Raw genomic sequence first — 24,722 nt, 5'->3', positions numbered from 1 at the left:
GTCGTGCCTCCACGTCCGGTCACAGCGGGTCTGCGGACCCCCATCGGGAGCTCCCGCCGCCCCGGCGGTACCGGGACTGCTGGCGATCGGCCGGTGAGATAGTGCCCACGAGGACCCGAGATGTGGTGACGGGGGCGGGGCTGGTGGCCGATTACACGATCGCGAACCCGGAGGACTGGGCGGCGCTGCGGCCAGAGGTGATCGTGGACCCGCTCATCTACCGGCTCGGCGAGCTCTTCCTCCAGGGCGGGCAGGGAGACTGGATCTGGGAACACGTCTCCCGGGACCTCGGCGGGCTCGTCTCCTTCTTCGACCTTCTGGTGCTGCACGATCGCCTGCCCGCGTTCAACTACGCAGTGACGTTTCCCGGCGGCTTCGACCGGGGAGACCCGGTGTTCGACGTCGTTAACCGGCGGGTCCCGATCATCGACCAGGTCAACGTCGGCTTCGCGGCATACACGGTCTCGAAGTCGGCCGCGCTCGACGTCCTGCGGGAGCGGGCGGACCGCGGGCACGGCGAGCTTCTTCCCACCCCGCTCGCCGTCGACCTGGCGCCGGAACTGTCCCGGATCGACTACAGCTGGTACCCGAGCCTCGGCGACCTGGCTGACCGGTACGCGGGACCGGCGCGGGTCGCCGCCTCGTTCCTTCTGGGTACGCTCCTGTTCTCCACCTATGCACAGCAGACCGGCGCGCCGCACGTCATGTCCGCGAAGCGCGGCAGGCTCTTCGCCGCAAGCGCCCTGGCAGCGCCGCGCGGTCGGTCCGACGCCGAAGACGCGATATTCGACGAGCTGCGCCGACGCTTCCAGCTCGCTGGCGAGGGGTGGCGCGACCGGGATCTGCCGTGGACGCCGTCGTTCCTGCCCTGGCTGGTCCAGAACGTCGATCCTGTCCGGACCCGGCCCACCGATGTCCTCGACAAAGCGCTGGAGCTGCGGGACCGGCGGGTAGTACGCGAGTACCGGACGGTCCGGGCGAACGCTCTGTCCGGCGACGACGACGCGCTCGCCGAGCTCAGGAAGCTCGCGGCGGCGATGGCCCAGGAACTACGGGTGGAACAGGATGGTTCCGGCGGCGCAAAGGCCATGCTCATCGAGGTGGGGCCGCGCGCGTTCGGCGCCGTGGCGGCGCCACCGCCGGCGGACTGTCCGGGCCGCTCGGCGTCGCGCTGGGCGCGCTGGCGGGTCTCGGAGCCGAGGAGATCCTCCGCCAGGTAGGCGAACGGGTCTGGGGTCTCGTATTCGCCCAGTTGCCCTTCGTCAGCTCCCGGAAGCTGCTCACCCGCGCCGTCCGCGCGGACTGGGAAACGCACGCCACCCTCGACCGCACCCTGCGCACGATCTGGGAGACCCCCGCGGCTCCCTGACGCATCCAGGTTGCGGTTGAACGTCGCCGACGCTGCCAGTCCTCGCCGAGATGTCGCGCCTTCCCCGGCCGCGGAGTGCTCCACGATGCGAGCATCGACGACGGTGATGTGTGTTGGGATTCCACCGCTGACGCAGATCAGTGGGCATACCCGACACCCTGCCGCACAGTCCGAGACCGCCCGGCCCCGCCTGACGCCGCTATCGCGGTGGTCTCGCGGCATGGCCGAGCCCATCCGCGACCGTCTCGACCCTCTCACGGACGAACTCGACAGCCTTCCCACCCTGATCAACTACGAGCAGCGTCAGCAGGCCCTCGCGACGTGGACCATCCCGGCAGACGACTGGGAAGAGCTGACCGCCGACCTCAGGCGCGGGCCCATCGCTCGCCGATACTCGACACACAAGATCCATTTGGGAGATCGAAAACGGCGAACCGCTTCCGTGCCCACCTGGATGCTGATCACAGAAGGTGACTACAAGCTGTCACCACTCATCCAGGAAGACCGCAGAACCAGCGGCGACACGATGCTCACCCTCGACGTCCAGCAAGCCGTCTATCAGCGCAGATTCCCGGACAAGCACCACTACCGCAAGCTCACGTCGCTACTCGAGCCCTACGCACAGCGCGCTCGCCGCGTGATCGATCAGGGTGGCGTCCCGCCGACGCAACACCGACCTCCGGTTTAGTTCAGGCCGTGACCCGCATACCGCCAGCCTTCACGGCGCTGACAGCGCCCGCGAGGGCGACGCGGGCCGCCGCTGGCTCGAACAACTTCCCGCCCTCGTCGCCGACCTGCTCACAGATTGGCGCCTTGAGCCGGCCGGCGACCCGATGCACGGCCAGGTCGCCCTTGTGCTGCCCGTCCGGCGGCACACCGGCGAAAACTGCACGCTGAAAGTCTCCTGGCCCGACGAGGAAACCCGCCACGAACCAGCCGCACTCCAGGCATGGGCGGGCCACGGCGCGGTCCTGCTTCTGGCTGTCGACCACCGACGAGGCGCCATGCTCCTCGAACGCCTCGACTCCTCCATGACCCTGCAAGAACAGCCGATCGCCCGCGCGCTCGACGTCGCGGCGTCGGTCCTGCGCGAGCTGCACGTCCCTGCACCGGCGGGCCTGCCGACGACCACCGCGACCGCCGAGCGGTGGCACCACACGCTCGCCCACGAATGGCGCCGACTCGGCGAACCGGGACCCGCCCGCCTCATCGACGCCGCCACCATGACCTGCGGCCACCTCTCGCACGACCCCACACCCCCGGTCCTGCTACACGGCGACTTTCACTTCGCCAACGTGCTCGCCGGCACCCGCCAGCCCTGGAACGCCATCGACCCCAAACCGCTCACCGGCAACCCTGAATACGACCTGCTACCGCTGCTACGCAACCGCTGGGACGACATCACCGCCAGCCCCCAGCCCGCCCAGGCAGTCCGCCAGAGGATCGACACCCTCGTGGAAGCCACCGGACTCGACCGGACAAAAGCCCACGCCTGGGCCTTCATCCGCAGCGTCGACGACGCACTCTGGGGCCACGCCCAACACGACACCCAGTTCGAAGCGATCGCCTGGGAGATCGCACACGCCCTATCCACATGATCCAGCTCGCCCGGCCGTCCTGAGCGCGGCCTGGTTCCGCCAAAACCATGCCGAGAACTGTCGTGCCTGCCACGGCGATGAGGAGGAGACCATCGGGGGCGGCGAGCTTGGCCCGCACTCTGGCGACCCGCTGAGCGCCAGGAGGTCGTCCGCGGGCGGTATTGGCTTCCTGCCAGACACCCAGGGCGGCCGGAAGATCGTCGCCGCGCGCGAGACGGATCTCCACCGGCGCTGGGGCCAGTACAGGTTCCATGGTCCGCTGATCGCCCGCTACCGCTCCCTGACCGCTTTCAGTGGGGAGTTACGGCCGCGCTATCCGGCAGGGGGTACCAGGACCTGCGAGAAACGGCCCGGGCGGTTAGAGAAGGTCCTCAAGTCGGGTGGCGACCTGGCGGTAGCGGCTGACCGGGACGAGGTGCACACCGGCGAAGGCGCCGCTGTCGCGCAGCCGTAGCACCTGGTCGCAGGCCGCTTCGACCCCGGCCGCTTGGTCCCGTTCGACTGCTTGGACGAGGTCGTCGGGGATGTCGATGTCGGGGATGGTCGCGGCGAGGCGGCGGGCCATCCCGGCGCTCGCGAGGACCATGACGCCGGCGTAGATCGGCAGTTCGACCGGATGGGCGTCGCGCCAGCGCAGCAGGGCGTCCACCGAGTAGCTGACCTGTACGAACAGGAAGTCGGCCGCTCGTTTCCATGTGGGCAGTGGACGTAGGCCGGCCGCGGCGCCGACCCGGAACGCCGGCATGTCCGCGAAGACCGGATCCTCGCTGGCCGCGCGGGCCTCGTCCATCATCGCGCGCACGGTCAGGTCGCTGGTCCGGTTCCCGGCGGTGGGTTTGTCGCCGTGGACGAACAGGAATTCCTCGACGCCGTAGGCCGCGGCGGTGAGCAGGTCGCGGCGGAAGCCGAGCAGGTTACGGTCGCGGGAGTTCACGCAGGCGATGCTGCGTCCCCCCATCGTCTGCACCTCGTGGGCGACGGCGATGCTCGACACCGTCGCGCGTCCGATGTGGTTGTCGGGGATCAGGAACGCGTCGGTGACGGGGCTCAGGACGCCGATCTGGTGGCGGGCGTGGGTCAGGTCCGGCCGGGTCGGCGGCTCGATCTCGCAGATCAGCTCGAAGCTGCGCACCGGACGTTCGTGACCCGCCGTGGATTCCTGCATCCGGACAGGATAGGACGCCACGATCCACCGACCACAGCCACACCGCACGGGTGCGCTGCACCGCTTTAGCACACCGTAGGAACAGCCTGGGTAGGAAACCCCGACTGCGAAATGTCCGGCTGCGCCAGCAGGGCTCCGGCACGTTCGCGTTATGACCGGCCTGTCCGAGGATCGTCCGCGTGACGATCTGTCCGGCCTGTTCTTGCCCCGTTCGGCGATCTCCAGCCAGGGCAGCTTCGGCACCGCGCTGTCCAGTGCCGCCAGCTCGGCGCGCGTCTCCCGAGCACCCGCCATGTCCACCAAGCTCTTCGAACACCTGTTTGATAAGGTGATCTCATGGTGGGAGCACCATTCCAGGCATCACTGCTCGACACGGATCTGTTCGACCCGGACCTGCTCGGTACCGCCCCGCTCGACGCTGTCCCGCTCGACACCGGCCCCACCGGCGTAGGCGGGCGGGGCGCCGGATCGGCGGTGCGGGACGCACCACTGGGCGCCGGGCTTCGACGGCAGTGGCTCGCCGGCGGGGCGTGGGTCGACGTGCGGCGGCGCTGGATCGCGGGGGCGGACTCGCTGTTCGAGCGGCTGCGCGCCGAGGTCCCCTGGCGGGCCGAGCGGCGGCCGATGTATGACCGAACCGTCGACATACCCCGGCTCCTCAGGTTCTACGGCGAGGGCGAACCGCTTCCCGACCCGGCGCTGGACGCGGCCAGGCTGGCCCTCGACGAGCACTACGCGGCCGAGCTCGGCGAGCCGTTCGCGACCGTCGGGCTGGCCTTCTACCGCGACGGCCGCGACAGCGTCGCCTGGCACGGCGACCGGACCGGCCGTAGCGCCACCGAGGACACGATGGTCGCGATCCTGGTCCTCGGCGCCCCCCGAGCCCTCGTGCTACGCCCCCGCGCCGGCGGTCCCGCCGCTCCCCGCCGGGCCACCCACCCAGGCGGCGCGCTCGCCGGTGCCGATGGCCGCGTCGGCGCTGACGCCGCGGCGGGCGGGCACGCCGGCAGCGTCGGGGCCGGCGGCCCGACGACGATCCGGCACGAGCTCGGCCACGGCGACCTGCTCGTCATGGGCGGCAGCTGCCAGCGCACCTGGGAGCACGCCGTCCCCAAGACGGCTCGGCCCGTCGGCCCCCGCATCAGCGTCCAGTTCCGCCCCCGCGGCGTCCGCTAGCCGGTCCAGGGGCACCATCGTCCCCATGACCAGCCTTCTCCTCGGACCCCTGCACCGGTATGCCGACGCCAGCCGGGCGTCCGTGTGGGTGGAGACCGATGTCCCCTGCGAGGTCGAGGTACGGGCCGGGGAGGCTCCAAGGGCGAGCACGCCGACCTTCACCGTCGGCGGGCACCATTTCGCGCTCGTGACGGTGGACGGGCTGGAGGCGGGTCGGGCCTACCCCTACGAGGTGTGGCTCACTCCGGCCGGGGAGCCGCCCGGCCCGGCGGTGCGCGTCTGGCCCGAACCCGGGACGGCCGGGCCGCCGAGCCTGCTGCGGCCGGTCGGCGAGGGCCGGCCGGTCAGGCTGGTGTTCGGGTCCTGCCGGGTGACGGCGCCGCAGGCGAAGCCGTACACCCTCAACTCCACGGACGACCCGCTCGGGCTGGGCACGGACGCGCTGCACGCGCTCGCGCTGCGCATGGCCGAGACGGATCCAGGAACCTGGCCGGACGCGCTCCTGCTGCTCGGCGATCAGGTCTACGCCGACCACGTGTCGCCGACGACGGCCGAACGCATCCGCGAGCGACGCGACGTCACCGCGCCGCCCGGCGAGGAGATCGCCGACTTCACCGAGTACTGCTGGCTCTACCAGGAGGCCTGGTCGCAGCCGGAGATCCGCTGGCTGCTGTCGACCGTCCCGACCGCGATGATCGCCGATGACCACGACATCCGGGACGACTGGAACATCTCGGCCGCCTGGCGTTCCTGGGTCCAGGCCCAGCCGTGGTGGGACACCCGCGTCACCGGCGGGATCATGGCCTACTGGCTCTACCAGCACGTGGGCAACCTGAGCCCCGAGGCCCGCGCCGCCGACCCGACCTGGCGCGCGGTGACGGTGCCGACCAGCGGCGACGGCCTCGACCGGGTGGACGGCGAAGGTGTGCTGCGCGCCGTGGCCCGCCGGGCCGACCAGATGGCGGACCTCGTCGCGCCGGCGGCGAACGACCCCGACGGGGACGGGAGCTCGGGGGGCCTTCCGGCGCCGCGCTGGAGCTACCGCTGGGATCTGGGCCGCACCCGGCTCGTCGTCATCGACTCCCGGCTGGGCCGGGTCGTCGCCCCCGACGGGACGCGGGCGATGGTGCGCGACACCGAGTGGGCCTGGGTCGAGGGCCAGACCCGGCACGCGGGCGAGGTCGACCATCTCCTGCTCGCCACGTCCGTGCCCTACCTGCTCACGCCAATGATCCACAACGTCGAGGCCGCCAGCGAGCGGGTGGCCTCCGGCCGGTTCGGGCGGGTCCTGGCGGCCCGGGCCGAACGCGCCCGGCAGGCCCTCGACCTCGAGCACTGGGCCGCGTTCGGCCACTCGTTCCGGCAGATGTCACGGCTGCTGTGCACGGTCGCCACCGGCGGGCACGGCCCGGCGCCGGCGAGCGTGGTCGTCCTGTCCGGCGACGTCCACCACGCCTACCTGGCCCGGGCGCATCCGGCGGGCGGAGCCGCGGCGTCCCCTGTCTGGCAGGCGGTGTGCTCGCCGTTCCGCAACCCGCTCGGTCCGGGCATCCGGCGGATGGACGCGCTGTCCCGGCTCAGGGTCTCGGCCGGCGTCTCCCGTCTGCTGGGCCGCCTGCTGGGTGCCGAGAAGCCCGAGTTCGGCTGGACGGTGACCGAGGGGCCGTGGTTCGACAGCCAGCTCGCCACCCTCCTGCTCGATGGCCGCGCGGCGACGCTGCTCCTGGAGAAGACCGAGCCGGACGGCGAACCCGGAGGCCTCGACGAGGTCCTGCGCACCCCGCTGACCTGAGCGGCGCCGGATTCCGACCGGCTGGCCATGCCGGCGTGGTGCGGCATCAGACACAGCTGATAGCCGACCCGCCTACTGAGGCTGCACGACGGCCTCAACGGTGGCCGCGGTGAACGCACGCCGATGCCAGAGGTCGAGCACCTCCAGATCCTCGCAGGCGAGGATCTGCTCACGGACGGCGTCAGGAACGAGCATGCCGCGCTCGGCAAGCCCAGTCAGCACCGAGCGCCTCCGCTCCTCCACACGACCCTCCGCACGGCCTTCCGCACGGCCTTCCGCCCGCAACTTCGCGTCGAGTGCGCGGTAGTGGTCGCTGTAGAACCTGTGGCCCACGGTCTTGACCATGAATGCCTCCCAACGTGCCCGGGCGTCCGGGGGCAGCCCGGCGCAGACAATGTCATCATACGAGATTGCCGTCTCGAGGTTGACCGTTCCCAGCGCGGCCACCAGGGCGGGGAAGATCTCGTCGACGTCGGCGTCCCGGCCGTGGCAGATCACCGAGAATACCGCGAATGCCGGGTCCGCCTTGGCGTCGTCGACGTCGACGACCCGCGGTACGTCGAGGGGCGAGAAGATAATCGGCCGCAGAGGCACGAAGCGGTCCTCGGGGTCGAACAACTTCCGGTAACGCTCGGCCACCGCGGGGTCAGAACAGTAGACGAGCAGTACGGTTCTGACCCGCAGTCTGACCGTCATATGTGCCACGTAAAGCAGCCAGGTCCACTGCTTCTCGGGGTCCCAGCGACGCTGCACCTCCAGCACGACACCCAGCTCCGCGCGGCCGCCCGCACGGCGGAACAGCTGCGCCCCGTCGGCGTGGTACGTGCGGGGCGCCATCATCCGCATCGCCGTACTCGGCTCGACGACGTCCCGAAACTCGGGGGCCGGGTGCCCAAGCCTCGGCAGCAGCCTTGTCACCACCTCCGGGCCCATCGTCAGTATCTCGATCGGCGCTTCATGCTCCCCGCTCGGCATGCCGCCAACCGTACGAAACTCCGCCGGATACGACAAATAGGCCGCCGTTTTCATCGATCCAAACGACCTTCCGACGAAAATTCTCCGGATGAGACTCTCACAGCCGCACAGAGGGAGAAAGTCCCGAGATGATTGTCCCCTTACGCTCAAAAGCGAAGACGAGCGCTCGAAAACGCGAGAAGAGCGCTCGTCGAGCGCTCTTCTCGCGTTTCGGCGCCGACCCAACACCGATGACTGACCATCTGGCGCCGCGACGCTGTTCGCACGGTTCCAGCCCGACGCGGCGCGCCCGCCCATGCTCGGACGGTGGCCCGGCTGGTGCTACCAGGGGACGGGACCAGACCGGTCGAAGAAGAGCGCGGGAGCCGTCGCCGCAGTGCAGGCCTGGACGATGGCGTCGGTGCCCTCGGTGACGGTCTGGGGACCGCTGAAACCGTTGAGCGCGGTCGCGGTGTAGCCGGGGTCGACGACGCGGACGTCGACGTCGGGCAGCGACTTCGCGTACATCGTCGCGACCATGTTCAGCGCGGCCTTGGACGACGGGTAGACGAGCCCGTGCAGGGTCGACTCGAGCCGGTTCGGGTCCGTCGTGACCCCGAACGAGCCCATACCGCTGGACACCATGACCAGCCGGGGTGCCGGCGACTCGCGCAGCAGCGGCAGGAACGCGTGCGTCATCCGGACCGGGCCGAGCAGGTTGACGCCGAAGACGGCGAGGAAGTCGGCCGCCACCGTGTCAGCCGGCTGCTTGCGGGTGCCGGAGATACCGGCGTTGTTGACCAGCACGTCCAGCCCGGTACCCGCGGCACGGACGGCCGCGAGGGCTGCGGCCACGGAGTCGTCGCTGGTGACGTCGAGCGGCACGACCCGAAGGTCGGCGCCAGGATGCTCGGCGGCGATCGACGCCGCGGCCTTCTCGCCGAGGTCGGCGTCGCGGGAGCCGAGCCAGATGGTCCAGCCGAGGGCGGCGAGGCGGCTGGTGGCCTCCAGGCCGAGGCCCTTGTTGGCCCCGGTGATCAGCACGGTTGTCATGGGCCCAGCATCCGGCGACGGCGCGCGGTCCCGGGAGGGCCACGCGGTCGTGGGACCCGCGGTACCACCCTCGTCCCGCCCGCGGGTGGGACCATCGACCTCATGCGGGCGCATGCTGGACGCATGGCTGTCGACCGGGTGGGACTCGCGGAGGCGATCCGTCGCGCCAGGGAGCGGATCAGGCCCGAGGACGTCGGGCTGCCCGCCGGTCCGCGCACGGCCCGGCGGGTCGCGGGGTTGCGCCGCGAGGAGCTCGCCCTGCTCGCCGGGATCAGCGTCGACTACCTCGTCCGGCTGGAGCAGGGACGCGGGCCGCGGCCATCCATGCAGGTCCTGCAGGCGCTCGCGCGGGCGCTGCGCCTCGACACCGCGGGCCGCGACCAGCTGTTCCACCTGGCCGGGTGGGCACCACCCACGCCGGGGACGATCGAGCTGCATGTCCGACCGAGCGTGTTGCGCCTCATCGACCGGTTCGTCGACCTGCCGGCGGTGCTCCTGAGCGCCAAGAGTGACGTGCTGGCCTGGAACGCCATGTCCAGCGCGCTGCACGGCGACTGGTCGGCCGTCCCGCCGGAACGGCGCAACCTCAACCTTCTGCGGTTCCTGCCCGACCCGGACCTCGACGCCCACCGCAGCCGGGTCGGGGAGACGGACGACGAGCGGGATGCCACCGCCACCCAGGCCGTCGCCGCGCTGCGCTCCGCCGCCGCCCGCTACCCCAGGGATCAGGGCCTGACGGAGCTGCTCGCGCGGCTGCGCGCCGGCTCGGCCGAGTTCCGTCGTCTCTGGGCCGGCGGCCAGGCCGGCGGCTGGCGCAGCCACCGCAAGACCATCGTCCACCCGTCGCTCGGCCCGCTGACGTTGGACTGCGACGCCCTGCACGTCCCCGACGTCGACCAGTCCGTGGTCGTCTACTCCGCGCCGCCCGGCACCCCCGAGGCCGAGGCCCTCGCCCTCCTGCGCGTCGTCGGCACCCAACGGCTCACCGTGGATGCGCAGCCACTGCTTACCCAGCGAAAGGACGGGAGGTAGATGGGGACGACCGGTGCCTGGCTGTCCGCCGCTCTGCCTGTTCTCGATCTGGCCACCCTCTCGGTGGAGGCGGTTCGGGCGGCCGCCGTCCGCGCCGGGGTGACGGGCCCGATCGTCACCGCCGCGCTCGATCCCGAGCGCGTCGCCGCCGCGTTTTGCAGTGAGCGCCTTTTCCGGGACGGCGAGGCGGGCGCCAGTGCTTTCGCGCCGCTTTCCGGCTTCTTCCGGGCCGATGACGGGTTCGTCCGGACGCACGCCAACTATCCGCACCACCGCGACCGGCTCCTGCGAATCCTCGGTCTGGTCGAAGCCGACCGGGAGACCGCCGCCAAGGCAATCGCCTCGCGATCCGCCGCCGAGCTCGAGGACCTGGCGGTCGAGGCCGGCGCGATCGCCGTGCGCGTCCGGACCGAGGCCGAATGGCGTGCCAGCGCCCCCGGGGCGGCCGCGGCCGTGGGACCGCTCCTGCACACGACGGAACGCGACGACACCGCGGCCCTCGCCCTGCCCGGCGGCGCGCTTCCCCTGGCGGGGGTGCGGGTGCTCGACCTGACCCGGGTGCTCGCCGGCCCGGTCTGCGGCCGGACGCTGGCCCTGCTCGGCGCGGACGTCCTGCGCCTCGACCCACCGGTCCTCGCCGAGATCGGCTGGCAGCACCTCGACACGGGCCAGGGCAAGCGGTCGGCTCTCCTCGACCTGCGCACCGACCTTCCCCGCGCCCAGGAACTCCTCGACCGCGCCGACGTGCTGGTGACCGGCTACCGGCCTGGCGCCATCGAGGCCTTCGGCCTGCGGACACCCCCGGGGCTGATCCGCGCCCGGATCAACGCCTGGGGCGACACCGGGCCGTGGGCGGGCCGGCGCGGGTTCGACTCCATCGTCCAGGCGGCGTCGGGCATCTCGATGGCCGAGAGCAAGGACGGCACCACGCCAGGGGCGCTTCCCGCGCAGGCGATCGACCACGGCACGGGCTACCTCCTCGCGGCGGCGATCATCGACGCGCTGGTGGCGAGGGCCGCGGACGGCCGGGGCCGCGAGGTCTCCGCCGCCCTCGCGCGCACCGCGACCTGGCTGCTGGACGCCCCTGGCCGCGACCCGAGCCCTCCGCCGGCCGACACGCCCGGGGCGCGGGGCGCGGTCACGCATGGCCGGATCACGACGGCACGCCCGGCAGTCCCCGGCTTTGACGACTATCCCCATCCCGCTCACCCCTGGGGCGCCGACCCGGCCGCCTTCCTCTCCTGAGCCGACGGGCAGCCGGCCACGGGGGCGTGGGCTCCCGGTGGGCCATTGCCGGCGGAACAAAAACACCTAGCCGGCGGAAACGGACGCCCCTGCTAGGTTGCCGACCATGGCTCCCCCGTCACGGCACTCCCCCGCCGCCGGGCCGGCCCTCGGACCCACCATCGCCGGTCTGCGCGAGGCCGTCTCCAGCGCGACCTACGCCCGGGGCTCGTCGTACGCGCTGCACGGCAACGTCGTCGACATCCGCTGGGACGAGGCCGCCGGTGAGCTGCTCGGCCGGGTACACGGCACCGAGCCGAAGCCCTACTCGACGATCGTCCGGTTCAGCGGCAACGGGGCGTCGCGCCGCTTCGGCACGGGTCTCTGCTCCTGTCCGGTGGGTTTCGACTGCAAGCACGTCGTCGCCCTGGTTCTGGCCGCCGCCGACGACCAGGCCGACAACCGGGCCCATGGCGGACCGGCCGCGTCGGCATCCACCATGGCGCGGGCGGCCACGCAGGCGCTGGAGGCGCTGGCCGCGACCGCGCGGCGGGCGGGTGCGGTCTCCGTAGGCCTGAACGCCGCGCGGCCGGGCACCGCCAGGAAAGGGACGTCCGCCCGGCGGGCTCCGGCGCAGCCGGCCTGGGAGCAGTCGCTCGGCGAGCTCCTCGAGCTGGAGGCCGACGACGATCCCCTCGCATGGCACCCCGGCGGGTCGACCCCGACGCTTGGCGGAGCCACGCCGCTCGCCGTCGAGCTGAGCCTCGTCGCGGACGCCGGCGCGGAACCTCGGGTGACCGCACGGCTCGTCAAGCAGGGCAGGACCGGGTGGGTGAACGCGGTCAGCTGGGACCAGCTGACCGCCTGGCACCATGTCACCGAGTACCTCCCGGCCCACCTCCAGGTGCTGCGGGAGCTGTTCGCGCTGTCCAGAGCGCGGCAGTCGTCGTACCGCTACAGCCACCACCACGTCGATGGCAGACGGCTGGACCTGTCGACGTTCGACAGCCGGGCGCTGTGGGCGCTGCTCGACGAGGCCGAGAAGGTCGGGCTGCGGCTCGTCCATGGCCGCAGGAAGCTGGGCGACGTCGCGCCCTACCGGCACGGCGAGCTGGTCCTCGACGTCACCCACGAGCCCGTCGGCGAGAACGACGGCGACGGTGGCCGCGATGGAGGTCGAGGTGGCGGTGGCGGTGAGCCGGGGGCGCTGACGATCGCGCCGGTGCTGCGCCTCGACGGCCAGCTCGCCCCCGAGCTGGCGCCGTTCTCCTTCATCGGCGAGAACGGGCACGGGGTCGTCTGTGTCGACCGGGCGGAGACCGGCGCGTCCGCCGACCGCCGCGACTGGCACATCCGCCTCGCCCGCCTCGCCGAGCCCGTCCCCGCGCCGCTACGGCAGATGACGCTCACGGGCCGGCGGCTCGCCGTCCCGGCGGCCGGGCAGGGACGGTTCCGCGCCGAGTTCTACCCGCGGCTGCGCCGGCTGGCGCCCGTCGTGTCCAGCGACGGCTCCTTCGACGTCCCCGAGGTGTCCCCGCCCACGTTGGTGCTGCGGGCGGCCTACAGCGAGGACCACGACCTCGACCTGTCCTGGGAATGGGCGTACGACCTCGACGGCGAGCAGGTCCGCGCTCCGCTGCTGCCGGGTGGCCCGCCCGGCGGCCGGACGCCGGGGGGCGACCTGGCCGCGGGGGCGCTCGCCGGGCCACGGGACGTCCGGGCCGAGCAGCGGGTGCTCGCCGCGCTCGACCTGCCGCCCGCCGCCGCCGAGCTGCTGGCCGCGGCCAGGGAGACCGCCGAGGCGGAACGGTTCCTGGCCGCGTCCCCCGTGGCCGGCATAGCCGGCGGCGGGCCCGGCGGGCCCGGCCAGCCACCGCTGCCGGCGCCAGCGGCCGCGCGGCTTCGCGGGGCCGAGACGATGCGGGTGACGACGGAGCTGCTCCCGCTGCTGGCGGGGCGGCCGGGGCTGCGGGTCGAGGTCGACGGCGAGCCGGCCGACTACCGCGAGGTCGGCGACAGCCTGCGCATCGCGCTGTCCGTCGACGACGTCGAGGGTGACAACGACTGGTTCGACCTGGGCATCACCGTCACCGTCGAAGGCCGCCAGATCGGCTTCCGGGACCTGTTCGTCGCGCTGGACCGGGGTGACGAGTACCTGCTGCTGCCCGGCGGCGCCTACTTCAGCCTGCGGAAGCCGGAGCTCGCTGCCCTGCGCCGGCTCATCGAGGAGGCCAGGGCGCTCGGGGACCGGTCGGGCGACAGCCCGCGGATCAGCCGTTTCCAGGCGGGTCTGTGGGAGGAGCTGGCCACGCTCGGCGTCGTCGAGCGGCAGGCGGCCGCCTGGCGCGAGCAGGTCGGCGGGCTGCTCTCGGCCACGGCACCGCGCGCGGACCTGGCTGCTCCCGCGGCGCTCGCGGCGACGCTGCGCCCCTACCAGCTCGACGGCTTCCGGTGGCTGGCGTTCCTCTGGGAGAACCGGCTGGGCGGGATCCTGGCCGACGACATGGGCCTCGGCAAGACCCTGCAGACCCTCGCCCTCATCTGTCACGCCCGCGAGACCGCCCCCGGGGCGGCCGGGGCGTTCGCGCCGTTCCTCGTCGTCGCGCCGACGAGCGTCGTCGCCAACTGGGCGGCGGAGGCCAGCCGGTTCGCGCCGAGCCTGCGGGCCGTCACCATCGTCGACACGGCGAAGCGCCGCGGCGGCGCGCTGCGCGACGTCGCCGCCGGCGCGGACCTGGTCGTCACGTCGTACACCCTGTTCCGCCTCGAGATCGACGACTACGCGGCGCTCGACTGGTCCGCCCTGGTGCTCGACGAGGCGCAGATGGTGAAGAACCACCAGTCCAAGGCCTACCAGTGCGCCCGGCTGCTGCCCGCGCCCTTCAAGCTCGCGATCACCGGCACTCCGATGGAGAACAACCTCATGGAGTTGTGGTCGTTGCTGTCGATCGCCGCTCCCGGCCTGTTCCCGAACCCGGCCCGGTTTCGCGACTACTACGCCCAGCCGATCGAGCGCCGGCACGACCCGGAGCTGCTCGCCCGGCTGCGTGGACGGATCCGGCCGCTCATGCTGCGCCGCACGAAGGAACAGGCCGCCCCCGAGCTCCCGCCCAAGCAGGAGCAGGTGCTCGAGGTCGACCTGCATCCCCGCCACCGGCGGCTCTACCAGACCCACCTGCAACGGGAGCGGCAGAAGGTCCTCGGCCTGGTCGGCGACCTGGGCCGCAACCGGTTCACGATCCTGCGCTCGCTCACCCTGCTGCGCCAGCTGAGCCTGCACGCCGGCCTCGTCGACGACGACCACGCCGACCTGCCGTCCGCCAAGATCGAGACCCTGTTCGAGCAGCTCACCGACGTCGTCGGGGGCGGGCACCGCGCGCTCGTGTTCAGCCAGTTCACCGGCTTCCTCGGCAAGGTCCGTGACCGGCTCGCCGCCGCCGGTGTCGAACACTGCTATCTCGACGGCAAGACCCGCGACCGGGCAGCGGTGCTGGAGCGGTTCAAGTCCGGGTCGGCGAGCGTCTTCCTCGTCAGCCTCAAGGCCGGTGGCTTCGGCCTGAACCTCACCGAGGCCGACTACTGCTTCCTGCTCGACCCGTGGTGGAACCCGGCCACCGAGGCGCAGGCCGTCGACCGCACGCACCGCATCGGCCAGACCCGCAACGTCATGGTCTACCGGCTGGTCGCCCGCGACACCATCGAGGACAAGGTGATGGCGTTGGCGGCCCGCAAGGCGCACCTGTTCAGCAGCGTCATCGACGACGGCGACGCGTTCGGCACCAGCCTCACCGAGGACGACGTTCGCCACCTTTTCACCTGAACGGCCCGTGCTGGCCCCGCGACGACGGCGACAGGAACAAAGCGGACCCGCCAGACAAGGTTACGCTCCGGTAACATCATCATGGTCTGCTCTCCCGATGCGCAGTCGCGAGGGGCGTTCACCAGGCGTTCTGACGTCATCTGGACCTGGCCGACGGACGGCGGCCACCGCCGACGCAGGGTGGCATCGGCGCGACGCGCGCGACCAGCGTCTCGGCCGCCCGGCCAGGGGCGTCCGGTGAGCGGCGACGTCGAGTCGACCCGGCTGCTTGGATCCGCGCCCATCCCGATCGTCGCCCCCGACGGGCCGCTCGATCGGATACTCGACGACATCCACGCCCGCTTCGGCGCGACGACGGATGGCGCGGTCGCGAGCTACATCCCTGAGCTGGCCGGCGCCGATCCCAGCCTCTTCGGGCTCGCGCTCACGACGATGGACGGGCACGGATACACGTCCGGCGCCACGTCGACGGCCTTCACCATCCAGTCGGTCTCCAAGCCGTTCGTCTACGCCCTCGCGCTGGCGGACCGCGGCGTGGACGAGGTGACGCGCAGAGTCGGTGTAGAGCCCTCCGGCGACGCCTTCAACGCGATCACCCTCGAGCCGGGCACCGGGCGCCCACTCAACCCCATGATCAACGCCGGGGCGATCATGGCTTCCAGTCTTGTCGACGGCGCGAGCGCGGCCGCACGATTCGAGCGGATCCGCGCCTGGTTGTCGGCGTTCGCCGGGCGCGAGCTCGACGTCGACGAGAAGGTCTTTCATTCCGAGCGGCTCACCGGCGACCGCAACCGGGCCATCGCCTACCTCATGCGCAACGCCGGTGCGTTGACCGGAGACGTCGACGAAATCTGCTCCACCTATTTCCGGCAGTGCGCCGTCAACGTCACCTGCGAGGATCTGTCGGTGATGGCGGCGACGCTCGCGCACGGCGGGGTGAACCCGGTCACTCACCGCCGCGTTCTCGCCGAGGAACTGGTCAGCCGGGTTCTGACCGTCATGACGACCTGCGGGATGTACGACAACGCCGGGATGTGGATGCTACGCGTCGGAATACCCGCCAAGAGCGGCGTTGCCGGCGGCATCTGCGCCGTCCTCCCGGGCCAGCTTGGTATCGGCAGCTTCAGCCCGCCGCTCGACGCCGCCGGCAACAGCGTTCGCGGCGTACTTGCCTGTAAAGAGCTGTCCGAACGGTTCGGCCTACATCTGTTGCGCGCACCCGGCCTGCCGGCCCATCCCGTGCGGTCGACCTACCGGTCCGATGCCTTCAGCTCGAAACGCGTGCGCTCACTCCGGGAGCGCCTCGCGCTCGCCGAGCACGGCGCCGAGATCATCATCCACGAGCTTCAGGGCGAGCTGGAGTTCGCCAGCGCGGAGCGGCTCGCGCGCACCGTCCGATCGAACCTCGACGGCGTCCGCTGGGTCGTCCTCGACCTGCGCCGGGTGGGACGCATCGACGAGACCGCCATGCCGCTGCTGATCGGGCTCGTCGACGAGCTCACCGGCCGCCGCGTCACCACGATCTTCGCGGACCCGAACGGGCTCGCGGGCACCAACCGCCTGCTGCGGGACGGCTGGAACACCCAGCGGGTCCGCGACACCGAGACCGCGCTGGAGTGGGCCGAGGAGGCGTTGCTCAACGCGCGGGACATGCAAACCCTGTCGCCGTCGGTCCGAGTGCCGCTCGGGGTGCAGGAGCTGCTCGCCGAGGTGAGCAGAGAACAGGGGGCGCGGCTGCGCGCGCTGACGCAGACCCGCCTCTACGCCAAGGGCGACATCGTGTTCAAGGAGGGCGACCCCGCCGACGCCCTCTACTTCGTCACGCGGGGCCTCGTGAGCGTCGACACGAGAACCGCCGGCGGCCGGCGTCGCTTTCGCCTCAGCACCGTGCCGGCGGGCAGCGCGTTCGGCGAGCTGGCACTGGTCGACGGCGGCGCCCGGTCCTCGCGGATCGTCGCCGTCGAACCGACGGAGTGCCAGGTTCTGACCGTCTCGATCTTCGAAAAACTGCGCCAGCAGGACCCATCCCTGTGCGACGCCCTGTTCCGCGCGATCGCCCGCTCGCTGTCAGCCCGACTCCGGCAGGCCACCCAGGAGATCCAGAGCCTGGAGGCCTGACGGGAACACCGGGCGTCCCCGTCGGCGACGGCGCGAGCGGGTGGCTCAGACCGTCGCCATCGGCATGCGGGCGACGGGCATGCCGGCAGGGGTCGAGGCGTCCAGGGGCCAGCCGATGAGGTCGGCGTACTCGAGCAGGCGCGCGCCGGCGTTGGCGCTGACCGCGCCGACGACCACGCCCTGGCGGGTGTAGACGGCGACGAACTCCAGGGCCTTGGTCGAACCTTCCGCCAGGCAGCAGGCGTCGGCCAGGCCGGGGCGCCCGACGCCCTGCAGGCGGACGCCGAACTGCTCGGTCCAGAACCGCGGCGTCGGGGTGAACGCGGCCGCCTGGTCGGGGCCGAGCAGCAGCGCGTCGGCGGCCGCCTGGCCGTGCTCGGACGCCGTGATCCAGTGCTCGACCCGCCGGGGCGTCCAGTCGAACAGCAGGTTGGGCCAGCGGGCGACGTCACCGGCGGCCACGACCGACGGCGTGAGCGCCGGGGTCGTGCCGTCCATGAGGACCGCGTGGGTGGTCGGCCCGGTGAGCACACCGTCGGTGATGTCCAGCCCGGATCCCTGCAGCCAGCGCGTCGCCGGCAGCGCGCCGACCGCGACCACGGCGACGTCCGCGTCGACGCGGCCGCCATCGTCCAGCCAGATGCTGACGCCAGCACCGGACCGCGGCCGCTCCGTCAGCGAGTCCGCGGTCGCCCACCGCACCGGGTTGCGCCCGAGCATCAGGGTGACCTGGTTGGTCCGGTGCAGGCGCGTCATCAGGCCGCCGACCTGCTTGCCGATGGCCGACGACATCAGCGCGCTGCCTCTGCCGATGACGGTGACGTCCAGGCCGCGGCCGCGGAGGCTGGAGGCGATCTCACAGCCGATGAAGCCGGTGCCGATCACGGCGATGTGCCGGGCACCGTCGGCCAGCCGCCGGCTCAGGCCCCGAGCGTCGGCCATGTCGCGCAGCGTCCAGACGTGGTCGGACCAGACCGGCGCGCCCGGGAGGTGCCGGGCCTCGACCCCGGTGGCGATCACCAGGCCGTCGTACTCGACCTCCTCGCCGCGGGCCAGCAGCAGCCGGTTGCTGGCGACGTCCAGGCCGAGCGCCCTGGTGCCGAGCCGCCAGACCGCGTCCAGGTCTCGGAAGACGGGCAGCTTCAGGTCACCGAGACGGCCTGTCCTGGCCAGCAGCTGCTTGGAGAGCGGGGTTCGGTTGTAGGGCTTGTGCGGCTCCTCGCCGATGAACACGATCTGCCCGTCGAAACCGCGCTCGCGCAGGCGTTCCGCGGCGCGCAGACCGGCGATGCCCGCGCCCGCGATGACGACGACGTGGGGCCGCGGTTGGTGCTCGATCCTGGCCCAGCCGACGCGGGCCAGCGCGTGCGCGATGTCCGGCCTGGGACGAGGCCGGGTCATCGCGCGTCGCCGTCGAGGGTGATCGCCTGCATGGGGCACAGGCGGGCCGCCTGCCGGACGCTCGCCATCTGGTGCGACGGCGGCGACGCGTCGTAGTAAAGCCGGTGGTCCTCGGCCAGCAGGAAGCTGGCCGGCGCCTCCTGTTGGCAGATGGCGTAGAGGTGGCAGCGGTTGTTGTCGACGCTCACCACCGCCGGCTCAGACCGGCGCCGCGGGCCGCCGGGCCGGCGCCGCACGCTGGGCTGAAACGCGGCCCGGCCGCTCTGCCGGTTCAGGCCCGAGCCACCGAGCGGGGCCAGCGGCGCCACGTCCAGCGGACCGGTGCCCATCGCGGGCCGCGGGCCGGTCCCCGACCTGGCCACGAGCGGGCCGGTGCGCTCCGCGGGCACCGGGAGCGAGGCGCTCGGCATGACGACACCGGACCCGGTCTCCGCCCTGGCCGGGCCAAGGCTCGGCGCCGGGCCGACGGTCGGCATCGGGCCGGTGGCCATGGGACTGGTGGGCATCGGACCGGTCGGCATCGGACCGGCCAGCTGCGCCGGGTCGACGCGCGGGTCCTGGCCCACGAAGGCAGACTGCGGACCGGTGGCCGAGGCAGGCCTCGGGCCGGAGCCGGCGATGGGAACCGGACCGGTGGGCGGCACCGCGGCGATCGCGTCGCGCGGCCAGGATGGATGCGACCCGTCGAAGGGTGGCGGCGGCGGGGAGGGCACCATGCGCCAGTCCTCCGGCGGCGCCGAGGGAACGTACCCCTCCCCCGGCGGCGGCACCGACGGCGGTGTCGGCGGCCAGGCCCAGTGCGGCCCGGACGGTCCGGACGACTCCGACGGCTCCGGCCGCCTGGACCCCGGCGGCAAGGCCTGCCGCGGCAGCGGTGGTACCGGCGCAGGCGAGGACGCGGCCGGCCACTCCCCCGGCGGAGGCACCGAGGGCGTCGACCAGGCCGGGCCGGTCACCGTGAAGCCCGGGTCGGGCGGTGTGCGCGGCCGAGGCCGGTGAGCGTCCTCGGCGGAGTACTGGGGCGGCATCGACGGCGAATCCCAGGCAGGCTGCCGAAAATCGTACGGCTGGCTGTCGTCACCGACGATAGATGCCATCTTCGAATGCCTCCACGACGTCGAACCAGGGGTCGGGCTCGTCCCGACGCCCGGCTGGCGACAACGCGCGCAGCACGAACAGCGCCAGGGGAACGAACATCGCGGCCGCCATTGCCGCCCAGATAATGCTGAAGTGCTGCTCCCGCGACGCCCAGGCGCTGTGCACCGTGATCAGCACGAATCCTGGGTACGCGAACCAGTGGAACCGGTGCCAGCGCCGATAGCCGACGCGACGCTGGAACCAGATCGACAAAGCGACCAGCAGGAGGATCTCCAGGCCGAGGATGCCAGGCAGGACGTCCGCCTTGGCTCCGCCCCAGACCAGCCAGATCTTGCTCTCGGTGTAGTACGCGTCGTGCCGGAAGTAGTGCACCTGGGCGTGCACGACGGACGCGGCGAGCGCCAGCAACGCCAACATCATGTGGCCGCCATACAGCGTCTGCCTGCGGATGTGCCGCTCCGGCAGCCGGGTGATGAGAAACAGGCCCCAGATGACGGTGGCCGCCATGAAGAAAAACGCGGTGTAACCGAATATGCCAGCGATGTGGCCCAGGGTCGCATCGGTGGTGACGCCTGGCCGGACCGCCGGGCTCGCGGCTGGATGAACCGTTATAGTTCGCACGCTATGTGGCACTGCCACATCGAGCATCAACGTCGCACGCGGCAAGGTGGCCTCCGGGTTCTTTCTCCCCCCCGGCAGTACCTCTTCTTCTCCGTCGCCTTGTCGCGAAGTGTAGCAGAGCGGTTCAACACCACCCGTATCCGACTCCCCGGCACGCACCACCCGCCGGCTTCGCCGCCGAGTTCGTTGCAGAATGCACCGATAGGCGCCGGCGGCCGAGCCGCGGGAATCCAGGTCAGGCGCCGGTCCGGTAGCGGAGAACCGTTTCGCCGTCACGGTACGTGGAGACGTTCAGGCCGCTGATCTCGCGGCGGCGAGAACGACGGGGTGAGTGCCCAGGCCTGGCCAGTCGCGGCCCGGAGTCGGTATCCGGGCCGCGTTCGCGGTGTTCGGCGCGAGAGGTGCTCAGGCCTCGGTGGCGGGCGCGGATGGTGTGACGGGCGCGGGCGGTACGGCGGACACGGATGGCACGGCGGGTTTCGCCCAGGTGGGTGTAGGTGGCTCGTCCGTCCGCGGCTCGTCCGTCCGCGGCTCGTCCGTCCGCGGCTCGTCCGGGGGCGCGGTCTTCGGCGTCGGCGTGGTGTCACGCAGCTTGCCCTTGGCGATGTGCAGCCGCCGCTGCGCCCGGGCCGCGACCTGGGAGTCGTGGGTGACGATCACCAGGGTGAGGCCCTGGTCCCGCCACAGACCCTCAAGCAGTGCGATGATCTCGTCGCGGGTCTCCTCGTCGAGGTTCCCGGTCGGCTCGTCGGCGAGCAGCACCTTCGGGTCCTTCACCAGGGCACGGGCGATCGCCACCCGCTGCTGCTGGCCGCCGGACAGCTCGGCGGGCCGGTGACTGGTCCGGTCCCCGAGTCCCACCGAGGTGAGCGCCGCGGTGGCGCGGTCGCGGCGCTCGGCCCTGGGCACCCCCAGCGGTACCAGCGCGGACTCGACGTTCTCCAGCGCCGTCAGCGTCGCGATGAGGTTGAAGCTCTGGAACACGATGCCCACGTTGCCGGCCCGCAGCTTCGTCAGCCGCGAGTCGGACGCCTTCGCCAGGTCCTCGTCGCCGAGCAGGACAGAGCCGGAGGACGGCCGGTCCAGCGCGCCGAGCATCTGCAGCAGCGTCGACTTGCCGCCGCCCGTCGGGCCCTGGATCGCGACCATCTGCCCGTCGGGGATGGTCAGGTCGACGCCCTGCAGCGCGTTGACCGCCTTCTTGCCGTTCGAGTACGTCTTCGTGACGCCGGTGAGCGTGTACATGGTCGTCTGGTCGTCTCTTCCGTCGCGCCGAGTGAAGTGGTCGAGGCCGGGCTGGTCGAGGTCGTCGCCGGTCGGGGCGGTCGTCAGGTCAGGCCGCCGTCAGTCGAGGCTGCGCAACGCGGCCGCTGGACGCAGGCGGGCGGCCCGCCAGCCGCCGAACACTCCGGCGAGCAGGCCGCCAACGAGCGCCAGGCCGATGCCGAGCCCGATGACCGACCAGTGCACCGGCGCGTGCAGCAGGACGTCGACGGTGCTGCTCGCGGTCCGCTGGGCACCGCCGCCGCCACCCGCGTTGCCCCCGGCCGCCGCGCCACCACCGCCGCCGTAGCCGCCGAAGGCGCCGAACGGGCCGCCCTCCGCCCCGCCGCCGGGCGCGCCGCCCTGGAAGGCCGCTCCCCGGGCGGCGGACGCGCCCGAGCTGGTCGTGCCGGCGAGTTTGATGTGGGACGAGTTGATCGCCCAGATCCCGATCAGGCCGGCGCCGAGGCCGGCGAGGCCGCCGATCGCGCCCTGCACGAGGGACTCGACGCCGACCTGGCGGACGATCCGGCCGTTGCTCCAGCCGATCGCCTTCAGGGTGCCGAAGTCCCGGGTGCGCCGGGTGACCCCGGAGATGGTGAACAGGATGGCGAGCACGAACGCGGCCGCGAGAACGGCGATCGACAGCCACTTGCCGAGTTTGCTCACCAGCGACGACGCGCTCGACAGCGAGCCGGAGATGCCGTTGGCCAGGTCGGACTGGGTCTGGACGGTGGCGTCCGGCAGCACCTTCTTGATCGCGGCGGCGGCGCTGTCGACGGAGTCGGAGGAGCTCGCCTGAACGTAGAGGTTGGTCACCTGGCCGGACAGGTCCGCGAGGCTCTGGGCGACGCCGAGGGGCAGGTAGACGTTGGACAGCGACGTGCCGGACGTGCCCGCGTCGAGCAGGCCGACGATCTTCATCGCGGTGCCCTTGACGGTCACGGTGCCACCCACGGCGAGCTTGTTCGTGTCCGCGTAGCTCTTGGACAGCAGCGCGACGTCGGCCTTCGCGTCCGCGGCGGTGAAGGCGCGCCCGCCGACGACCTCGGCGCCGGAAAGCGGCCCGAGGGCACTGGCTCCGGGCTGGACGCCCTCGACGGTCAGGCTGTTGACGTTGAAGTTGCCGCCGCCGAACCCGGTGAAGCCCTGCGGGCCGCTGACGCCGCCGCCGCGCTGGGCCCGGAACTGCTGGCGCAGGTCGTCGAGGTTCTGCCCCGAGACCTGGCCGCTGAAGTTGGTCTGGCGCAGCATCAGCGTCGCGGTCACGTCGGCCACGCCCCGCGTGGAGCGCACGGCGTTGACCGAGGCGTCCTTGATCGCGGCCGAGCCGGGGGCGAGGCGCAGGTTGTCCGAGGAGACGTTGGTGTTCGCGTCGGAGGAGGTGCTGCCAGGGGCCTGCCCCCCGAACGTGAACTGCTCGCCGCCGCCCTGCCCTGGCTGCGCGGACTGGGTGACCGTGATGTCGGTGCCGACGCCGTAGATCGAGCCGAGCACGCTCGACTGCGCGCTGCGCACCCCCGAGGAGGCGGCGGTGACGGCGAGGATGAGGGCGACGGCGAGGGCGAGGCCGACCGCCACGATCGCGGTCTGCCGGAGCCGCCCCCTGAGCTCGCGGCGGACGTACGTCAACAGCATGGGTCTCCCTGCGGTCCAGGTAAGGGTCCGGGTCGGGTCATGGCCGGACCCGCGGGGATCGCGGAACGGGTCGGGCGCGTGAGCCGAGCGGGACACTAGGAAGGCCGGCTGTGTGACGGCTTAAGCACGGCTCATCCCCCCTTAAGGGGAGTCAGCGTTGCCGGTCGGTTGTGTCCCCGGCGCGCTGCCGGACGTCGGGGCTCCCAGCCGTGTCGCTGCGCCGCCATAGCGGCTACGCCGAGCTACGACTCGACGGTGATCCACCGGATGCGGGCATCGCTGGCCGGCGCCCCGTCGCCGCCGCTGCCCTCCACGCCGGGGGCGACGAGTCCGTCGAGGACGTCGAGCCCGTCGATGACGTGGCCGACGACGGTGTAGCGGTCCGCCATCTCCTCCCGGCCTTCGTTGGTCGGGTCGGCGTAGCTGATGACGAACTGGCCACCGTTGCGCCCGGAGGAGCCTCGGACGACCGCGATCACGCCCCGGCGGAAGTCGCTGGGCGGGTGCTCGGCCTCGTAGGCGAAGCCCGGCGCGCCCGACCCGGTTCCCGTCGGGTCGCCGCACTGGAGGATGTAGTAGGCCTCGTTCGGCCCGTCCGTCTGGCGAGGGCAGAGGCTGTCGTCGTAGTAGCCGACGCCGGCGAGGTGGCGCAGCGCGTAGACCGCGCACGGGGCCAGTGCCGCGTCCAGCTCCGCGGTGATCACGCCGCCGCTGGTCTGGATGACCATCATCGCGGTGCCGGACGGCACGCGCTCCAGCGACGGCGGGGCCGGCGCGACGGGGCCGCGGGCCTCGGCGGCGAGGTACCGGCACTGCCCCGCCACGCTCACCACGGCGCCGGTGCCGCCCGTGCTCTTGGGCCCGGTCTGCGGCGTCGTGCTGCCGCCCGGAGAGACCGGATGCGTGCCCACTGGCGTCGTCGCCGCCGGCTGCGTGTGTGTGGAGGCGGGCGCCCCTTCGTCGTCGCCGTGGGTGACGAGCCGGACCACCACCAGGGAGACGGCGACCAGCACCAGCACCACCGCGATGGCCACGACCGCGACGAAGCCCGCGCCGACCGGGCCGTGGCGGGGACGTCGCCAGCCGTCGTCCGGGGCCGGCGGCCCTCCCGGCCCGCGCCCGCCTGTCGACGGGCGGGCCGGCCCGGGAGGAGCACCGGTCGGCCCATGGCCGCCCTGGCCGAGCGCCAGCGGGGATGACGGCGGGCCGGACGACTGCGGTGGCGGTCCCAGCGGCCCCCGCGCGCCGGCTGGCATCCCCGGCGGCAGCGACATCCCCGGGTGTCCGGGTGGCGCCGACTGCGGCGGAACGCCCGTCGGCGGCGGAGCACCGGTCGGCATCGGCCCCGCCGACGGCAGTGGAGCCGCGGGCCGGCCGAGGACCGGCAGCGGACCAACCGG

19 protein-coding genes are annotated in these 24,722 nt (G+C 72.4%); 10 read left to right on the top strand and 9 right to left on the bottom strand.

Features of this window, described 5'->3' with window-relative positions; translation table 11 throughout:
- Positions 1-122: 122 nt before the first annotated feature.
- The 3 genes from FRCN3DRAFT_RS0217450 (at position 123) to FRCN3DRAFT_RS44940 (ending at position 2,967) form a co-directional block, all read left to right on the top strand.
- Complete coding sequence (locus FRCN3DRAFT_RS0217450; protein ID WP_007515359.1) at positions 123-1,220, top strand: hypothetical protein; 1,098 nt, start codon at positions 123-125, stop codon at positions 1,218-1,220.
- Between the two features lie 369 nt (positions 1,221-1,589).
- A complete protein-coding gene (locus FRCN3DRAFT_RS0217440; RefSeq protein ID WP_007515360.1) occupies positions 1,590-2,057 on the top strand; it encodes a hypothetical protein in 468 nt (155 codons plus the stop codon).
- Positions 2,020-2,967 (top strand): aminoglycoside phosphotransferase family protein, encoded by a 948-nt coding sequence (locus tag FRCN3DRAFT_RS44940; RefSeq protein ID WP_083401481.1) that lies wholly within the window; start codon positions 2,020-2,022, stop codon positions 2,965-2,967. Before FRCN3DRAFT_RS0217440 ends, FRCN3DRAFT_RS44940 begins: the two co-directional genes overlap by 38 nt.
- A gap of 358 nt (positions 2,968-3,325) precedes the next feature.
- Here FRCN3DRAFT_RS44940 and FRCN3DRAFT_RS0217430 read toward each other — a convergent pair whose 3' ends face one another.
- Positions 3,326-4,132, bottom strand: coding sequence for a methylenetetrahydrofolate reductase (locus FRCN3DRAFT_RS0217430; protein WP_035924872.1), 807 nt, complete (start codon positions 4,130-4,132; stop codon positions 3,326-3,328).
- Positions 4,133-4,468: 336 nt separating this feature from the next.
- On the opposite strand from FRCN3DRAFT_RS0217430, the gene FRCN3DRAFT_RS0217425 reads away from it, so the two are divergent.
- Positions 4,469-5,308: an alpha-ketoglutarate-dependent dioxygenase AlkB gene (locus FRCN3DRAFT_RS0217425; protein ID WP_007515366.1), complete on the top strand. Its 840-nt coding sequence runs from the start codon at positions 4,469-4,471 to the stop codon at positions 5,306-5,308.
- 25 nt (positions 5,309-5,333) lie between these two features.
- The gene (locus FRCN3DRAFT_RS0217420) at positions 5,334-7,100 is read left to right on the top strand and encodes an alkaline phosphatase D family protein (RefSeq protein ID WP_007515367.1); all 1,767 of its coding nucleotides are present in this window, start codon (positions 5,334-5,336) and stop codon (positions 7,098-7,100) included.
- Positions 7,101-7,172: 72 nt separating this feature from the next.
- Here FRCN3DRAFT_RS0217420 and FRCN3DRAFT_RS0217415 read toward each other — a convergent pair whose 3' ends face one another.
- Together FRCN3DRAFT_RS0217415 and FRCN3DRAFT_RS0217410 are read right to left on the bottom strand one after the other, a co-directional pair.
- Complete coding sequence (locus tag FRCN3DRAFT_RS0217415) at positions 7,173-8,129, bottom strand: hypothetical protein (RefSeq protein ID WP_007515368.1); 957 nt, start codon at positions 8,127-8,129, stop codon at positions 7,173-7,175.
- A 267-nt stretch (positions 8,130-8,396) separates the two neighbouring features.
- Positions 8,397-9,107, bottom strand: a complete 711-nt coding sequence (locus tag FRCN3DRAFT_RS0217410) for an SDR family NAD(P)-dependent oxidoreductase (RefSeq protein ID WP_007515369.1) — start codon at positions 9,105-9,107, stop codon at positions 8,397-8,399.
- Between the two features lie 123 nt (positions 9,108-9,230).
- On the opposite strand from FRCN3DRAFT_RS0217410, the gene FRCN3DRAFT_RS0217405 reads away from it, so the two are divergent.
- The 4 genes from FRCN3DRAFT_RS0217405 (at position 9,231) to glsA (ending at position 17,301) form a co-directional block, all read left to right on the top strand.
- Positions 9,231-10,139: a helix-turn-helix domain-containing protein gene (locus FRCN3DRAFT_RS0217405; protein ID WP_035924870.1), complete on the top strand. Its 909-nt coding sequence runs from the start codon at positions 9,231-9,233 to the stop codon at positions 10,137-10,139.
- A complete protein-coding gene (locus FRCN3DRAFT_RS0217400; protein ID WP_007515372.1) occupies positions 10,140-11,384 on the top strand; it encodes a CoA transferase in 1,245 nt (414 codons plus the stop codon). It abuts the gene before it with no gap.
- Between the two features lie 106 nt (positions 11,385-11,490).
- Positions 11,491-15,183: a DEAD/DEAH box helicase gene (locus FRCN3DRAFT_RS0217395; protein ID WP_007515373.1), complete on the top strand. Its 3,693-nt coding sequence runs from the start codon at positions 11,491-11,493 to the stop codon at positions 15,181-15,183.
- Between the two features lie 237 nt (positions 15,184-15,420).
- A complete protein-coding gene (glsA, locus tag FRCN3DRAFT_RS0217390; protein ID WP_007515374.1) occupies positions 15,421-17,301 on the top strand; it encodes a glutaminase A in 1,881 nt (626 codons plus the stop codon).
- A gap of 45 nt (positions 17,302-17,346) precedes the next feature.
- On the opposite strand, the gene FRCN3DRAFT_RS0217385 is transcribed toward glsA, so the two are convergent.
- Together FRCN3DRAFT_RS0217385 and FRCN3DRAFT_RS54140 are read right to left on the bottom strand one after the other, a co-directional pair.
- The gene (locus FRCN3DRAFT_RS0217385) at positions 17,347-18,702 is read right to left on the bottom strand and encodes an NAD(P)/FAD-dependent oxidoreductase (RefSeq protein WP_007515375.1); all 1,356 of its coding nucleotides are present in this window, start codon (positions 18,700-18,702) and stop codon (positions 17,347-17,349) included.
- A complete protein-coding gene (locus tag FRCN3DRAFT_RS54140) occupies positions 18,699-19,112 on the bottom strand; it encodes a ferredoxin (RefSeq protein ID WP_157845228.1) in 414 nt (137 codons plus the stop codon). Before FRCN3DRAFT_RS54140 ends, FRCN3DRAFT_RS0217385 begins: the two co-directional genes overlap by 4 nt.
- On the opposite strand from FRCN3DRAFT_RS54140, the gene FRCN3DRAFT_RS56250 reads away from it, so the two are divergent.
- Positions 19,111-19,701 carry a hypothetical protein gene (locus tag FRCN3DRAFT_RS56250; RefSeq protein ID WP_157845227.1) on the top strand — a complete coding sequence of 197 codons (591 nt, stop codon included), beginning with the start codon at positions 19,111-19,113 and terminating at the stop codon, positions 19,699-19,701. The genes FRCN3DRAFT_RS54140 and FRCN3DRAFT_RS56250 overlap by 2 nt on opposite strands.
- A 78-nt stretch (positions 19,702-19,779) precedes the next feature.
- Here FRCN3DRAFT_RS56250 and FRCN3DRAFT_RS0217370 read toward each other — a convergent pair whose 3' ends face one another.
- The 4 genes from FRCN3DRAFT_RS0217370 to FRCN3DRAFT_RS54130 all read right to left on the bottom strand — a co-directional run.
- Positions 19,780-20,466: an iron reductase gene (locus FRCN3DRAFT_RS0217370; protein ID WP_007515378.1), complete on the bottom strand. Its 687-nt coding sequence runs from the start codon at positions 20,464-20,466 to the stop codon at positions 19,780-19,782.
- Between the two features lie 360 nt (positions 20,467-20,826).
- Entirely contained in the window at positions 20,827-21,666 is an 840-nt protein-coding gene (locus FRCN3DRAFT_RS44935; RefSeq protein WP_007515379.1) for an ABC transporter ATP-binding protein, read from the bottom strand.
- A 99-nt stretch (positions 21,667-21,765) separates the two neighbouring features.
- A complete protein-coding gene (locus tag FRCN3DRAFT_RS0217360) occupies positions 21,766-23,322 on the bottom strand; it encodes an ABC transporter permease (RefSeq protein ID WP_007515380.1) in 1,557 nt (518 codons plus the stop codon).
- A gap of 242 nt (positions 23,323-23,564) precedes the next feature.
- The coding region (locus FRCN3DRAFT_RS54130; protein WP_051466288.1) for a peptidylprolyl isomerase at positions 23,565-24,722 on the bottom strand (1,158 nt) is incomplete at its 5' end.

This window comes from Pseudofrankia saprophytica, from assembly GCF_000235425.2.
Taxonomy (GTDB): Bacteria; Actinomycetota; Actinomycetes; order Frankiales; family Frankiaceae; genus Pseudofrankia; species Pseudofrankia saprophytica.
This window is presented reverse-complemented; position numbering and strand designations above follow the sequence as displayed.